Origin of the sequence: Micrococcus sp. KT16, assembly GCF_003315015.1 — a bacterium.
Taxonomy (GTDB): Bacteria; Actinomycetota; Actinomycetes; order Actinomycetales; family Micrococcaceae; genus Micrococcus; species Micrococcus luteus.
Window position 1 is genome coordinate 88,854 of record NZ_QNRG01000005.1, and the last position, 14,510, is coordinate 103,363.

Sequence of the window (14,510 nt, forward strand, 5' to 3'; positions counted from 1 at the left end):
CGGGCGCGACGACGGCCCCGCCGCCCGTGATGGGCGACGGGGCCGTCGTCGTGCCGCGTGCGCTCCCGAGACACCTTCCGGGAACGCGCGGCGCGGATCAGTCGTCCTCGACCGGTGCGAGCTGCACGTCGGAGACGGTCAGCGGCGCGGACTCGCCGGCCTCGCCCTGCGTGAGGGACAGGTCCGCGATGTTGCCGGCCGCCTTGAGGTCCGCCAGGCCGCCGCGCAGCTTCTCGAGCCACTCGGCCGGTCCGGTCACCACGGCGGAGCGCACCTCGGTCCGCTGCTTCACCTTGGCCTCGGACTTCGCCTTGCGGACGCCGCCCAGGACCTGCGCCACGGTGGGCAGGACCTCGGCGTCGCCGGCGGAGGCGGCGTAGGACAGGGCCGCCGCCTCGTCCGCGGCGCCCGGCCAGGCGGCGGTGTGCACGGATCCGGCGCGCCACCAGCTCCACACCTCCTCGGTGGCGAACGGCTGGAACGGGGCCAGCAGACGCAGCAGGGCGTCCAGGGTGGTGGCCAGCGTGGTCACCACCGAGGCCTGCTCGGCCTCGCCGTGGCCACCGTAGGCACGGTCCTTCACGAGCTCCACGTAGTCGTCCGTGAAGGCCCAGAAGAACTGCTCGGTCACGTTGAGGGCACGCGCGTAGTCGTAGGCCTCGAACGCGCGGGTCGCCTGCTCCACGGTGGCCGCGAGGCGCGCCAGCAGGGAGGCGTCCAGCGGGTTGGTGATGGCCGCGGCGTCGTCGGCCGTGCGGATGACGGCGTCCTGCGTGGCGCCCAGGTTCAGAACGAACTTGGCGGCGTTGAGCAGCTTGATGGCCAGTCGGCGGCCGATCTTCATCTGCGCCACCTCGTAGGCGGTGTCCGCGCCGAGGCGGGCCGAGGCGGCCCAGTAGCGGACGGCGTCCGAGCCGAACTGGTCCAGGATGTCGGTCGGGACCACCACGTTGCCCTTGGACTTGGACATCTTCTTGCGGTCCGGGTCGAGGATCCAGCCGGAGAGCGCGGTGTCCGTCCACGGCACGGAGCCGTTGAGGGCGTGGGCGCGCACTACGGTGGAGAACAGCCAGGTGCGGATGATGTCGTGGCCCTGCGGGCGCAGATCGAACGGGAAGACGTTGTTGAAGAACGCCTCGTCACGGGACCAGCGGCCCACGATCTGCGGGGTCAGCGAGGAGGTGGCCCAGGTGTCCAGGACGTCCGGGTCGCCGGTGAAGCCGCCGGGGACGTCGCGCTGGTCCTCGGAGTAGCCCGGGGCGGCCTCGGCGGCCGGGTCCACGGGGAGCTGCTCGTCGGCCGGGAGGATCGGGTTCTCATAGTCGGGCTCACCCTCCGCGTCCAGCGGGTACCAGACCGGGATCGGCACCCCGAAGAAGCGCTGGCGGGAGACGAGCCAGTCACCGTTGAGGCCCTCGACCCAGTTCTCATAGCGGTGGCGCATGTGCTCCGGGTGCCAGGAGAGCTCGCGGCCGCGCTCGATCAGCTCCGCGCGGCGGTCGGCGTCGCGGCCGCCGTTGCGGATGTACCACTGGCGGGAGGTGACGACCTCGAGCGGCTTGTCGCCCTTCTCGTAGAAGTTCACGGCGTGCATGATCTTCTTCGGCTCTCCGTCCAGCAGGCCGGCCGCGGTGAGGGCGTCCACCACACCCTGCTTGGCGGAGAAGACGGTCTTGCCGGCCACGGTGTCCGCATAGGCCTGTCGGCCGGCGTCCGTGGTGATCCACTCGGGGGTGTCGGCGGCGAAGCGGCCGTCACGGCCGATCAGGGTGCGGGTCGGCAGCTGCAGCTCGCGCCACCAGGTGACGTCGTTGAGATCGCCGAAGGTGCAGACCATGGCGATGCCGGAGCCCTTGTCCGGCTTGGCCAGCGGGTGCGGGAAGACCTCGACCTCCACGCCGTACAGCGGGGAGGTGACGGTCGTGCCGAACAGGTGCTGGTAGCGCTCGTCGTCCGGGTGGGCGACCAGGCCGGAGCAGGAGGCCAGCAGCTCGGGGCGGGTGGTCTCGATGAAGACCTGCTCGCCGTCCGCAGCGGTGAAGGCGTAGCGGTGGTAGGCGCCGGGGACCTCGCGGTCCTCGAGCTCGGCCTGGGCCACGGCGGTGCGGAAGGTCACGTCCCACATGGTGGGGGCCTCGGCCAGATAGGCGTCGCCCGAGGCGATGCCGGCCAGGAAGGCGCGCTGGGAGACGGCGCGGGAGACGTCGTCGATGGTCCGGTAGGTCATGTCCCAGTCGACGGACAGGCCGAGACGGGTGAAGAGGTCCTCGAAGACCTTCTCGTCCTCGACGGCGAGCTCCTCGCAGAGCTCGATGAAGTTCTTGCGGGAGATCACGTCCCAGTCGCGCTGGTTCTTCGCCGGCTTCTCCGGCGGGCGGTAGCCCTCCACGTACGGCTTGGCGGGGTCGCAGCGGACGCCGTAGTAGTTCTGCACGCGGCGCTCGGTGGGCAGGCCGTTGTCGTCCCAGCCCATCGGGTAGAACACGTTCTTGCCGTTCATGCGCTGGTAGCGGGCGAGCACGTCGGTCTGCGTGTAGGAGAAGACGTGGCCCACGTGCAGCGAGCCGGAGGCGGTCGGCGGGGGAGTGTCGATCGAGTAGACCTGCTCGCGGGTGGTCTGCGTGTCGAACGCGTAGGTGCGCTCGTCGGCCCAGCGGGCGGTCAGCTTCTCCTCGAGGCCCTCGAGGGCCGGCTTGTCCGGCACGGCCACGGCGCCGGCGGCGGGGGTGGACGGGGTCGATGCGTCGATGGGCGTGTCTGTGCCCTGCGTGTTCTCAGCCATGCCCGCCATCCTCCCATGACCGGGGCGGCGGGCCGGGCCTGCGACGACGCCCGGGACGTCCCGCCCTTTCAGTCGCTCGACCTGGCGGAGGTGATCCGGGCGGTGCTCCGAACGGCGCGGCTCGGCTACGGTCGGAGGCGTGAGCCACACCCATGAACCTGCGAAGAACCCCGCCCGCGCCGCCGTCGTGACGGGGGCCACGAGCGGCATCGGCCGCGCCACGGCCCTCGAGCTCGCCCGCCGCGGCTGGCGCGTGTACGCGGTCGGCCGCCGGGCCGAGCGCCTCGAGACCCTCGCTGCCGACGCCCGGGCCGAGGGCGTGAGCGGCGACGTCGTCCCCGCCGCCCTGGACGTCACGGACGAGGCCGCCGTCGCCGCGCTGGCCTCGCGCGTCGAGGCCGACGGCGGCGCCGACACCCTCGTCAACATCGCCGGCGGCGCGCTCGGCACGGACGCGGTGGGCGACGGCGACCGCGCCGACTGGGAGTGGATGTACCGCGTCAACGTGCTCGGCACCCTCACGATGTGCCAGGCGTTCCTGCCCATGCTCCGCGCCCACGGCGAGGGCACCGTGCTCAACCTGACCTCGACCGCCGCCGTCACCGCCTACGAGGGCGGCGCCGGCTACAACGCCGCGAAGATGGGCCAGCACGGGCTCACCGGCGCGCTGCGCCTGGAGGAGGCCGAGCACAACGTGCGGGTGATCGAGGTGCTGCCGGGCATGGTCCACACCGAGGAGTTCTCCCGCAACCGCCTGGGCGGCGACCAGTCCGCCGCGGACGCCGTGTATGCGGGCGTGGAGAAGCCGCTCACCGCCGAGGACGTCGCCGAGGTGTGCGTCCACGCCGTCGAGCTGCCCCACCACGTGAACCTGGATCAGATCGTGATGCGGCCGGTCGCCCAGGCCGCCCAGCACAAGGTGATCCGCCGGTGAGCGGCGGGCCGCAGAACGTGTGGGCCGACGCGGTGGGCTCGGCATGAGCGCGCCCGTGCTGCACGTGATCGCCTGCGCCCACGGCACGCACGACGCGGCCGGCCGCGACGTGATCGACGGCCTCCGTGCCGACCTGGCGGCCCTCCTGGCCGCCGAGGGGCCGGGCGCCCAGGTCCACGAGGCCTACGTGGACGTGCAGAGCCCCTCCCTCGACGAGGTCGTGGCGGCCCTGCCCCCGGGGGAGCCGGCCGTGATCGTGCCGCTGCTGCTGTCCCTGGGCCATCACGTCCACCACGACATCCACCACGCCGCAGCCGCCCGACCCGGCACGATCGCCGCCGCACCGCTGGCCGGGGCCGGGGACGACGTCGAGCCGCGCCTGGTGACCGTTCTGGCCGAGCGGGTGGCCCGGGCGGTGCCGGCCGGTGAGGCCGCGACATCGGACGTCATCCTGGCGGCGGCCGGCACCCGCGCCGCGGACGGCCAGGCCCAGGTGCACGCCCTGGCCGGGGCCCTGGCCCGGGCCACGGGACTGCCCGTGACCGCGGCGTTCGGGGCGGCGGCGACCCCCCGTGTGCCCGACGCCGTCGCCCGGGTGCACGCCGCCGGCCGTCGCGCCGTGGTGGCCGCCCACCTGCTGGCCCCCGGGTACTTCCACGACCGGCTCGGCGAGGCCGGCGCGGACGCGGTCACCGACCCCCTGCTGCCGCATCCGCTGGTGGCGCGGATCGCCCTGGACCGGCTGCGGTCCGCCCTCGTAGAGGCCCCGAGGGGAGCCGCCGGAGGCCGCTGAGCCGTCCGTCACACGACCGGGGCCGGACCGGGTCCCCGCCGCGGCCCGGCCCCGGGAACGTGACGAACCGCGTCGACGATCTTGGGGCCGGCATGCCGGGTTCCTAGCGTGGCGGCCATGACCCAGGTGAACGAGACGTCGAGGCCGGCGCGCACTCCGCGCCGTCCCTCCGCCAAGCCGCACGGCCAGTGGAAGGTGGACGGGACCGCCCCCCTGAACCACAACGAGGAGTTCAAGCAGCAGGACGACGGCCTGAACGTCCGCGAGCGCATCGAGCAGGTCTACGCCCACGAGGGCTTCGACTCGATCCCCTCGGACGACCTGCACGGCCGCTTCCGCTGGTGGGGCCTGTACACCCAGCGTCGGCAGGGGATCGACGGCGGCAAGACCGCCACCCTGGAGCCCCACGAACTCGAGGACCGCTACTTCATGCTGCGCGTGCGCATCGACGGCGGCGACCTCACCACCGAGCAGCTGCGCGTGATCGGCGGGATCTCCACCGACTTCGGCCGTGACACCGCGGACATCACCGACCGGCAGAACGTCCAGCTGCACTGGATCCGCGTCGAGGACGTCCCCGAGATCTGGCGGCGCCTGGAGTCCGTGGGCCTGTCCACCACCGAGGCCTGCGGCGACGTGCCGCGCGTGATCCTCGGCTCACCGGTGGCCGGGATCGCCGCGGACGAGATCATCGACCCCACGCCCGTGATCCGGGAGATCGCGGACCGCTGGATCGGCGACCTCGAGATCTCCAACCTGCCCCGCAAGTTCAAGACCGCCATCACCGGACACCCCTCCCAGGACGTGGTCCACGAGATCAACGACGTCTCCCTGATCGGCGTGGTGCACCCCGAGCTGGGCCCCGGTTACGACCTGTGGGTCGGCGGCGGCCTGTCCACGAAGGCCCGCCTGGCCGACCGGATCGGTGCCTTCGTCTCGGCCGAGCGCGCCCCCGAGGTGTGGCACGCCGTCGTGAGCATCTTCCGTGACTACGGCTACCGGCGCCTGCGCAACAAGGCCCGCATGAAGTACCTGCTCGAGGACTGGGGGCCGGAGAGGTTCCGCACCGTGCTGGAGGAGGAGTACCTCGGCTACGCCCTGCCCGACGGACCCGCCCCGGCCCCGCCCACCCGTCCCGGCGACCACGTGGGGGTCCACGAGCAGAAGGACGGCCGCTTCTACATCGGCGCCGCTCCCGTCGTCGGCCGCTCCAGCGGCACCACCCTCACCGCCCTCGCGGACCTGCTCGAGGCCCACGGCTCCACGCGGCTGCGCACCACCCCCCACCAGAAGATCGTGGTGCTGGACGTGGAGCGGGACCGGGTGGACGCCGTCGTGGCCGGCTTGAAGGAGCTGGGACTGGACCCGGAGCCGTCCGTATTCCGCCGCTCCACCATCGCCTGCACGGGCCTGGAGTTCTGCAAGCTCGCCATCGTGGACACGAAGGACACCGCCACCGCCGCGATCGCCCAGCTCGAGGAGCGCCTGGCCGACCTCGCCGACCGCCTCCCCGAGCGGCTGAGCCTGCATGTGAACGGCTGCCCCAACTCCTGCGCCCGCATCCAGACCGCGGACATCGGCCTGAAGGGCCAGCTGCTCCCGGACGACGACGGCGGCCAGACGCCCGGCTTCCAGGTTCACCTGGGCGGCGGGCTGGCCTCCGTGGACCGCGCCGAGGCCGGCCTCGGACGCAGCGTCCGCGGCTTGAAGGTCCGCGCGGACGGGCTGGTCGACTACGTCGAGCGCGTCGTCCGCCGGTACGACGAGCAGCGTGAGCCGGGCGAGACCTTCGCCCGGTGGGCGCACCGAGTCGACGAGGAGGCCCTCCGATGAGCACCGTTCCCCCCACCCGTCCGACCGAGGACCTCGAGCGCCTGCAGGCGCTCGCGGAGTCCGGCGCCGCCGAGCTCGGCTGGGACGCCCCCGCCGAGGCGGTGGTCGACTGGGCCGCCCGCCATGTGGACCTCCGCCGGGCGGCCGTGGCCTGCTCCATGGCCGACGCCGTCCTGCCGCACCTGGTGGCGCAGCGGATGCCCGGCGTGGACGTCCTCTTCCTGGACACCGGCTACCACTTCACCGAGACGCTCGCGACGCGCGACGAGGTGGCCCGCCGCCTCGCCGTCACCGTGGTGGACGTGCTCCCGGAGCTGACCGTGGCCGAGCAGGACGAGCGCCACGGCAAGGACCTGTTCGCCCGCGACCCGGGGCTGTGCTGCGCGATGCGCAAGGTCGAGCCCCTCAACCGGGCGCTGGCCGGATACGACCTGTGGTTCACCGGCGTCCGCCGGGACGAGGCGCCGACGCGCACGAACACCCCGCTGGTGGGCTGGGACGAGGCCCACGGCATGGTCAAGGTCAACCCCGTCGCCCCGTGGAGCTTCGACGACCTGGTCGGCTACGCCACGGACCACGACGTGCCCGTGAACCTGCTCCTGCAGAACGGCTACCCCTCGATCGGCTGCCGCCCCTGCACCCGCCCCGTCGCCCCCGGGGAGGACCCCCGTGCCGGGCGCTGGGCCGGGACCGCGAAGACCGAGTGCGGCATCCACGTCTGAGCGCCGCACCCGAGACAGACCAAGGAGACACGATGACCCTCACCCATGCCCCCGACCCGGGGACCGTGAGCCCCGCCGGGCCCGACGTCCAGGACGCCCTGGAGGCCGAGGCGATCCACATCATCCGCGAGGTGGTGGCCGAGTTCGAGCGCCCCGCCATGCTCTTCTCGGGCGGCAAGGACTCCGTGGTGATGCTCCACCTGGCCGCGAAGGCCTTCTGGCCGGGGAGGATCCCCTTCCCGGTGGTCCACGTGGACACCGGCCACAACTTCCCCGAGGTCCTCGAGTTCCGCGACCGCACGGTGGAGCGGCTCGGCCTGCGGCTCGTGGTGGGCTCCGTGCAGGAGTACATCGACCGCGGCGAGCTGCGTGAGCGCGCCGACGGCACCCGCAACACCCTGCAGACCACCCCCCTGCTGGACACGATCCGGACCAACCGGTTCGACGCCGTCTTCGGGGGAGGCCGCCGTGACGAGGACAAGGCGCGGGCCAAGGAGCGGATCATCAGCCTGCGGGACGCGTTCGGCCAGTGGGACCCGCGCAACCAGCGCCCCGAGCTGTGGAACCTCTACAACGGCCGTCACACCCCCGGCCAGCACGTCCGCGCGTTCCCCATCAGCAACTGGACCGAGCTGGACGTGTGGCGGTACATCGCCCGCGAGGGCATCGAGCTGCCCTCCATCTACTACGCGCACGAGCGGGAGGTCTTCCGCCGCGACGGCATGTGGCGCGCCGTGGGGGAGCACTCCCGCCCGGCCGAGGGCGAGGAGGTCACCACGCGGACGGTGCGCTACCGCACGGTGGGCGACATGTCCTGCACCGGCGCCGTCCTCTCGGAGGCCGCCACCGTCGAGGACGTCGTGCTCGAGGTCGCCGCCTCCACCCTGACCGAACGCGGGGCCACCCGCGCCGACGACCGCATCTCCGAGGCGGCCATGGAAGATCGCAAGAAGGACGGGTACTTCTGATGAGCACCGCACTGCTGGACCGGCACGCCCCCGCCGGGACCCTGTTCCGCCTGGCCACGGCCGGCTCGGTCGACGACGGCAAGTCCACCCTCGTGGGCCGCCTCCTGCACGACTCCAAGGCCGTCCTGGCCGACCAGCTCGAGGCCGTGGCCCGCACCTCCGCCGAGCGCGGCTTCGGCGGTGCCGAGGGCGGGCTGGACCTGGCGCTGCTGACCGACGGCCTGCGCGCCGAGCGGGAGCAGGGGATCACGATCGACGTCGCGTACCGGTACTTCGCCACGGACCGGCGCACCTTCGTGCTGGCCGACTGCCCCGGGCACGTGCAGTACACCCGGAACACCGTCACGGGCGCCTCGACGGCCGATGCGGTCGTGCTGCTCGTGGACGCCCGCAAGGGCGTGGTGGAGCAGACCCGGCGCCACCTCAGCGTGGTGGCCCTGCTGCGGGTGCCGCACGTGATCGTCGCCGTCAACAAGATCGATCTCGTGGACTACGCCGAGGAGGTCTTCACCGCGATCGCCGAGGACGTCCGGCGCGTGGCCCGGGAGCTCGGCCTCTCCGACGCGGTGAGCGTCCCGGTGTCCGCCCTGCAGGGCGACAACGTGGTCACCCGCTCCGAGCGGACGGACTGGTACACCGGCCCCACGCTCATGGAGCTGCTCGAGTCCCTGCCCGGGGCGGACGCCGAGGACGACGCCGCCGCCTCCTTCCGCTTCCCGGTGCAGCTCGTGGTGCGCCCCCAGGGCGCCCTGGCCCCCGGCCTCGACCCCGAGGTGTTCCGCGACTACCGCGGCTACGCCGGGCAGGTGGTCGCGGGCACCGTCCGGCCCGGGGACGCCGTCGCCGTCCTCACCCCGGGGCAGCCGGCGCGCACCACCACCGTGGTGGGCGTGGACGCCGCCGGGGAATCCCTCGAGGAGGCCTCCTCCCCGCAGTCGGTGGTCCTGCGCCTGGCCGACGAGGTGGACGTGGCCCGCGGGGACACGATCGCCGCCGCGGACACCGCCCCGCGCCCCACCGCGGAGGTGGCCGCCGCGCTGTGCTGGCTCTCCGCCGCACCGCTGCGCGTCGGGCAGCAGGTCCTCGTCAAGCACGGCACCGCCGTCGTCCGGGCGCTCGTCCAGGAGGTGGCCGGTCGGCTCGACCTCGACACCCTGCGGCTCGACCCGGCCGAGACCCTCGGGCTCAACGACATCGGACAGGTGCGCCTGCACCTGGCCGCGCCGCTGCCCGTGGAGCCCTACGCCGTGCATCGGCGCACCGGGGCGTTCCTCGTGATCGACCCCCACGACGGGGCCACGCTCGCCGCCGGCATGGTGCGCGGCGGCGACGAGGCCTGATCCGGATGACGACGGCGCGACGGGAGCGGTCATGACGGTGGTGATGGAGGACGTGGGCAAGAGCTTCGGCGGGCCCACGCCCGTGCTGGAGGACGTCTCCGTGCGGATCGAGCCGGGCGAGTTCGTCTGCCTGCTCGGTGCGTCCGGGTGCGGCAAGTCCACCCTGCTGAACCTCGTCGCCCGGCTCGAGGCGCCCACCGCGGGCGTCGTCAAGACCCCCCGGGAGGGGGCCGCGTTCATGTTCCAGGACGCCGCCCTCTTCCCGTGGCTCACCGCCCGCGGCAACATCGAGCTCGCCCTCCGCTTCGCCGGTGTGGCCGCGGGGGAGCGTCGGGAGCGTGCCGGGGAGCTGCTGCGCCTCGTCCACCTCGACGACGCCGCCGACCTGCGACCCCACCAGCTCTCCGGCGGCATGCGCCAGCGCGTCGCCCTGGCCCGGGCCCTCGCCCAGGACCGCCCCCTGCTGCTCATGGACGAGCCGTTCGCGGCCTTGGACGCGATCACCCGCGACCTGCTGCATGGGGAGCTCGAGCGCGTGTGGCGGCAGACCGGTCGGACGGTCGTGTTCGTCACCCACAACGTGGCCGAGGCCGTCCGCCTCGGCCAGCGGGTGCTGCTGCTGTCCTCACGTCCGGGTCGCGTCGTCGCCGAATGGGACGTGCCCGCGGCCGCCCGCCACGACGCGCCCGCCGCGGCCGCCCTCACGGCCGCCATCACCGCCCGACTCGGTCAGGAGATCCGTCGCCATGCGCACTGACACCCCCACCCTCGACGCCCCCGGCCGCGCGCCGGGGGCCGCCACCGACGACGAGCTGCGCGAGCTCGACAGCGGCCTCGACGCGCTCCAGGCCGTCGACTCGACCCGTCGGACGGGTCTGGCCGGGTGGGACTGGAGCCGGGTCCTGCTCCCGGTGGCCGCCGTCGTCCTGCTCGTGGCGATCTGGCAGGCCTTCGCGTGGCTGGCCGGTGCGCGCGGTGAGCCGATCACCGGTCCCGGCGACGTCGTCGGGGCCTTCGGGACGCTGTGGGCCCAGGGCCTCGTCCAGCAGGCAGTGGCGACGTCGGTGGGCCGCGCCGTCGTCGGCTTCGCACTCGCCGTGGTCGTCGGCGTCGGGCTGGGCCTGGTGCTCGGACAGGTCAGCGTCCTGCGGCGGGCGTTCGGCCCGCTGCTCACGGCCCTGATGGTGCTGCCGAACGTGGCCTGGGTGCCGCTCGCGGTGCTGTGGTTCGGCCTCAGCGACGCCACCGCGTACTTCGTGATGCTCACCGGCGCCGTCCCCGCCGTGGTCGCCGGCCTCACCACCGGCACGGACCAGGTGCCGCCGCAGCTGCGTCGCGCGGCCCGGGTGCTGGGCGCCTCGCGTCTCGAGACCGCCCTGCTGGTGGTCCTCCCGGCCGCCCTGCCCGCCTTCGTCTCCGGCCTGCGCCAGGGCTGGGCCTTCGCGTGGCGAGGCCTCATGGCCGCCGAGATCATCGCCGTCGGCGGGCCCATGGGCGTGGGACTCGGGACCCTGCTCCACGAGGGACGTGCCGCGTCCGACCTCGCCGTCGTCCTCTGCGCCGTCCTGACCATCCTGGCCGTCGGCGTCCTCGTCGAACTGGCCGTATTCGGCCCCGTCGAGCGGCGCATGCTGCGCCGCCGGGGGCTGCTGGAAGGGAGCACGCGATGACCGCGTCCGATCTGTACCCCACCTCCCTGCGTCTGCTCGGCCGGCCCGTCCTGATGGTGGGCGGCGGGCGCGTGGCCGGCCGCCGCATGGGCGCCCTCCTCGACGCCGGCGCGCTCGTCACCGTGGTGGCCCCGGAGCCGGGGGAGGAGGTGGAGCGGCTCGCGGCGGCCGGCCTGATCACCCTGCACCGCCGCCCCTACCGCCCGTCCGACCTCGACGGGGTCTGGTTCGCCCAGACCGCCACCGGCGACCGGGCCGTGGACGGGGCCGTGGCCTCCGACGCCGAGGCCCGCCGCGTCTGGTGCGTCGACGCCTCCGATGCCGAGTCCTCCGCCGCCTGGACGCCCGCCGTCGTCCGGGCCGGGGACGTGACCGTGGCCGTCAACGCCGGGGGAGACCCTCGCCGCGCCCGCGCCCTGAAGGATGCGATCACCCTCGCCCTGTCGACGGGGCGGCTGCCGCTGCGCCGGCGGCGCGCGTCCGCCGAGCCCGGCCGCGTGGCCCTCGTCGGCGGCGGCCCCGGCGACTCCGGGCTCATCACCGTGCGCGGCCGACAGCTGCTCGCGGAGGCCGACGTGGTGGTCGCCGACCGGCTGGGCCCGCGCGCCCTCCTGGCCGAGCTGGACCCGGCGGTGCCCGTGATCGAGGTCGGCAAGGCCCCCGGGAACCACCTGGCCACGCAGGACGAGATCAACGCCGTCCTGGTCCGGGAGGCCCGGGCCGGCCGCCTCGTCGTCCGGCTCAAGGGCGGCGACCCGTACGTGCTCGGCCGCGGCGGCGAGGAGGCAGCGCACTGCCGCGCCCATGGCGTCGACGTCGAGGTGGTCCCCGGTGTCACGAGCGCCGTCTCGGTGCCCGCCGCCGCGGGGATCCCGGTCACCCATCGCGGCGTCGCCACCGGCTTCACGCTGGTGACCGGCCACGAAGAGCTGGCCGAAGTGCCCACCCGGGCCGACCACACGCTCGTCCTGCTGATGGGCGTGCGCCGGCTCGCGGACACCGCGCGCCGACTGACGGAGCGCGGCCTCGACGGCGCGACGCCCGTGGCGATCATCGAGCGCGGCTGGATGCCGGACCAGCGGGTCACCGTGGGCACGGTGGAGACCATCGCCGCGCAGGCGGCCGCCGTCGGTGTGGAGAACCCCGCCGTGATCGTCGTGGGCGACGTCGTGCGCCTGAGCCCCTACGCCACCGGCGCGCCTGCAGCCGGTGTCCCTGCCCCGATCTTGACCCTGAACCCGACCTCCGAAGGAGCACGAGCATGACCCTGACCCCCTCGAGGCCTGACCGCCCGTTGCGCATCGCCATCATCGGTGCCGGACCCGCCGGGGTGTACACGGCGGACATCCTGACCAAGGAGGAACGGGACTTCCGTGTCAGCATCGACCTGTTCGACCGGTACCCGGCCCCGTTCGGTCTGATCCGCTACGGGGTGGCCCCGGACCATCCGCGCATCAAGGGCATCGTCACCGCCCTGCACAAGGTCATGGACCGCGGGGACATCCGTTTCCTGGGGAATGTGGACTACGGCACGGACCTGAGCCTGGCGGATCTGCGTCGGCATTACGACGCGATCGTGTTCTCCACCGGTGCGGTGCGGGACGCTGCCCTGGACGTGCCGGGGGTGGAGTTGGCCGGCTCGTTCGGTGGCGCGGATTTCGCGTCCTGGTATGACGGGCACCCGGATGTGCCGCGGCATTGGCCGTTGGAGGCCACGCAGGTGGCGGTGATCGGCAACGGGAACGTGGCCCTGGATGTGGCCCGGATCCTGTCCAAGCATGCCGAGGACCTGTTGCCCACCGAGATCCCGGACAACGTGTACCGGGATCTGGCCGCTTCCCCGGTCACGGATGTGCACGTGTTCGGTCGGCGTGGGCCGGCGCAGGTGAAGTTCACCCCGTTGGAGCTGCGGGAGCTGGCGCATTCGAGGGATGTGGACATCGTGCTGTACGAGGAGGACTTCGACTTCGATGAGGCCTCGGAGAAGGCGATCGAGGAGAACAATCAGGTCCGCACGATGGTGGGGACGCTGACGAACTGGCTCATGGAGCAGGAGGACCGTCAGCAGAGCGCCTCGCGTCGGCTGCACCTGCATTTCCTGCAGGCCCCGGAGGAGTTCCTGGACGAGGACGGCGACGGCCGGGTGGACGGTCTGCGGATGCGCCGCATGGAGTTGGACGGCTCCGGTGGGGTCCGTCCGACGGGGGAGACCGTGGACTACCCGGTGCAGGCGGTGTACCGGGCGGTGGGCTACTTCGGTTCGCCCGTGGAGGGGGTGGAGTTCGATGAGGTGCGCGGTGTGATCCCGAACGCGGAGGGTCGTGTGCTGGACGCGGACGGCGCCCCCGTCCCCGGCCTGTATGCCTCCGGCTGGATCAAGCGCGGCCCCGTGGGGTTGATCGGGCACACCAAGGGTGACTCTCTGGAGACGATCAAGCATCTGATCGAGGACGAGCCGGGGCTGTGGACGGCCCAGGAGCCCTCCGAGGAGTCGGTGATCGAGCTGCTCGAGTCCCGTGAGGTGCCGTACACGACGTGGGCCGGTTGGCATGCTCTGGATGACCATGAGAAGTCCTTGGGTGCGCAGGCGACGCAGGCCGGTCCGGTGGCGCGGGAGCGGGTGAAGGTCGTGGACCGGGAGGAGATGACCCGCATCTCCCGGGAGAGCGTCCTCCTCGGCGCCGGAGGCTGAGTCCTCCCGTCGGGCGGATTCGCGGCCGCGGCGCGGCCCACCCCTCGCCCGCGCCGCGGCCCGCTCCCTACCGTGGTGCCCATGACCACCTTCGCCGCAGCCGAACGCGCCCGTCTCGCTGACCTCCTGCTCGAGAAGGGCCCCCACGCGCCCACCCTGTGCGGCGGCTGGAGCACCCGCGACCTCGCCGCCCACCTCTGGCTGCGGGAGAGCCGGCCCGACGCCTTCGCCGCCCTGTTCATCCCGCCGCTGTCCCGCCACCTCGACCGCCTGACCGCGGACACCAAGCGCCGCGACTACGCCGAGGTCGTGCGGGAGTGGGCCGCGGGCCCGTCGGCGCTGAACCCCATGCGGGCGGCGGACAGGCACGTGAACGCGGCCGAGCACTTCATCCACCTCGAGGACGTCCGGCGCGGCGAGTCCGCGACCGGCGGCTCGCTGCCCGCCCCGCGCCCGTTCTCCCCGGACGAGGAGGACGCCCTCTACCGCTCGCTGCGTCGCATGGCCCCGCTGTTCCTGCGCACGTCCACGGCGCCGGTGGTCCTCCAGGGCCCGGGTCGCGCCCCGGTCACCGTCACCCGTGGGGCCGTGGCGCTGCGGGCGCCCGTCACGGTGACCGGCGAGGTCGGGGAGCTCCTCCTCTGGGCCTCGGGCCGGGACGCCGTGCACGTGGAGATCGACGGCGACGCGTCGGCGGCCGTGCGCACCGCCCTCTGACGCGCTCCGGCCCCGCGGCCCCGGGCCGGCGCAGCGTCCACTACACTGGCGGGCACAGG

At 73.5% G+C, this 14,510-nt stretch carries 12 protein-coding genes; 11 read left to right on the plus strand and 1 reads right to left on the minus strand.

The window, feature by feature from the left end; translation table 11 throughout:
• Positions 1 to 97 precede the first annotated feature (97 nt).
• A complete protein-coding gene (gene valS / locus DE149_RS06450; RefSeq protein WP_063190237.1) occupies positions 98 to 2,782 on the minus strand; it encodes a valine--tRNA ligase in 2,685 nt (894 codons plus the stop codon).
• A gap of 139 nt (positions 2,783 to 2,921) precedes the next feature.
• Here valS and DE149_RS06455 point away from each other — a divergent pair, with 139 nt between their 5' ends.
• The 11 genes from DE149_RS06455 to DE149_RS06505 all read left to right on the plus strand — a co-directional run bounded on the left by DE149_RS06455 (position 2,922) and on the right by DE149_RS06505 (position 14,451).
• Complete coding sequence (locus tag DE149_RS06455; RefSeq protein ID WP_036316887.1) at positions 2,922 to 3,716, plus strand: SDR family oxidoreductase; 795 nt, start codon at positions 2,922 to 2,924, stop codon at positions 3,714 to 3,716.
• 43 nt (positions 3,717 to 3,759) lie between these two features.
• Positions 3,760 to 4,509 carry a sirohydrochlorin chelatase gene (locus DE149_RS06460; protein ID WP_036316890.1) on the plus strand — a complete coding sequence of 250 codons (750 nt, stop codon included), beginning with the start codon at positions 3,760 to 3,762 and terminating at the stop codon, positions 4,507 to 4,509.
• Between the two features lie 117 nt (positions 4,510 to 4,626).
• Positions 4,627 to 6,342, plus strand: coding sequence for a nitrite/sulfite reductase (locus DE149_RS06465; RefSeq protein ID WP_036316987.1), 1,716 nt, complete (start codon positions 4,627 to 4,629; stop codon positions 6,340 to 6,342).
• Complete coding sequence (locus DE149_RS06470) at positions 6,339 to 7,064, plus strand: phosphoadenylyl-sulfate reductase (RefSeq protein WP_036316893.1); 726 nt, start codon at positions 6,339 to 6,341, stop codon at positions 7,062 to 7,064. Before DE149_RS06465 ends, DE149_RS06470 begins: the two co-directional genes overlap by 4 nt.
• Before the next feature lie 32 nt (positions 7,065 to 7,096).
• On the plus strand, positions 7,097 to 8,032 hold the full coding sequence (gene cysD, locus DE149_RS06475; RefSeq protein ID WP_002855962.1) for a sulfate adenylyltransferase subunit CysD: 936 nt from the start codon (positions 7,097 to 7,099) through the stop codon (positions 8,030 to 8,032).
• Positions 8,032 to 9,372 (plus strand): sulfate adenylyltransferase subunit 1, encoded by a 1,341-nt coding sequence (locus DE149_RS06480; RefSeq protein WP_036316896.1) that lies wholly within the window; start codon positions 8,032 to 8,034, stop codon positions 9,370 to 9,372. Before cysD ends, DE149_RS06480 begins: the two co-directional genes overlap by 1 nt.
• Positions 9,373 to 9,403: 31 nt before the next feature.
• Entirely contained in the window at positions 9,404 to 10,129 is a 726-nt protein-coding gene (locus DE149_RS06485; protein ID WP_036316899.1) for an ABC transporter ATP-binding protein, read from the plus strand.
• The gene (locus tag DE149_RS06490; protein ID WP_041104780.1) at positions 10,119 to 11,042 is read left to right on the plus strand and encodes an ABC transporter permease; all 924 of its coding nucleotides are present in this window, start codon (positions 10,119 to 10,121) and stop codon (positions 11,040 to 11,042) included. The genes DE149_RS06485 and DE149_RS06490 overlap by 11 nt, the downstream gene beginning before the upstream one ends.
• The gene (gene cobA / locus DE149_RS06495) at positions 11,039 to 12,307 is read left to right on the plus strand and encodes a uroporphyrinogen-III C-methyltransferase (protein WP_113914188.1); all 1,269 of its coding nucleotides are present in this window, start codon (positions 11,039 to 11,041) and stop codon (positions 12,305 to 12,307) included. The genes DE149_RS06490 and cobA overlap by 4 nt, the downstream gene beginning before the upstream one ends.
• Positions 12,304 to 13,734 carry an FAD-dependent oxidoreductase gene (locus tag DE149_RS06500; protein WP_113914189.1) on the plus strand — a complete coding sequence of 477 codons (1,431 nt, stop codon included), beginning with the start codon at positions 12,304 to 12,306 and terminating at the stop codon, positions 13,732 to 13,734. Before cobA ends, DE149_RS06500 begins: the two co-directional genes overlap by 4 nt.
• Before the next feature lie 81 nt (positions 13,735 to 13,815).
• Positions 13,816 to 14,451: a TIGR03085 family metal-binding protein gene (locus DE149_RS06505; RefSeq protein WP_101965499.1), complete on the plus strand. Its 636-nt coding sequence runs from the start codon at positions 13,816 to 13,818 to the stop codon at positions 14,449 to 14,451.
• Positions 14,452 to 14,510: the final 59 nt, after the last annotated feature.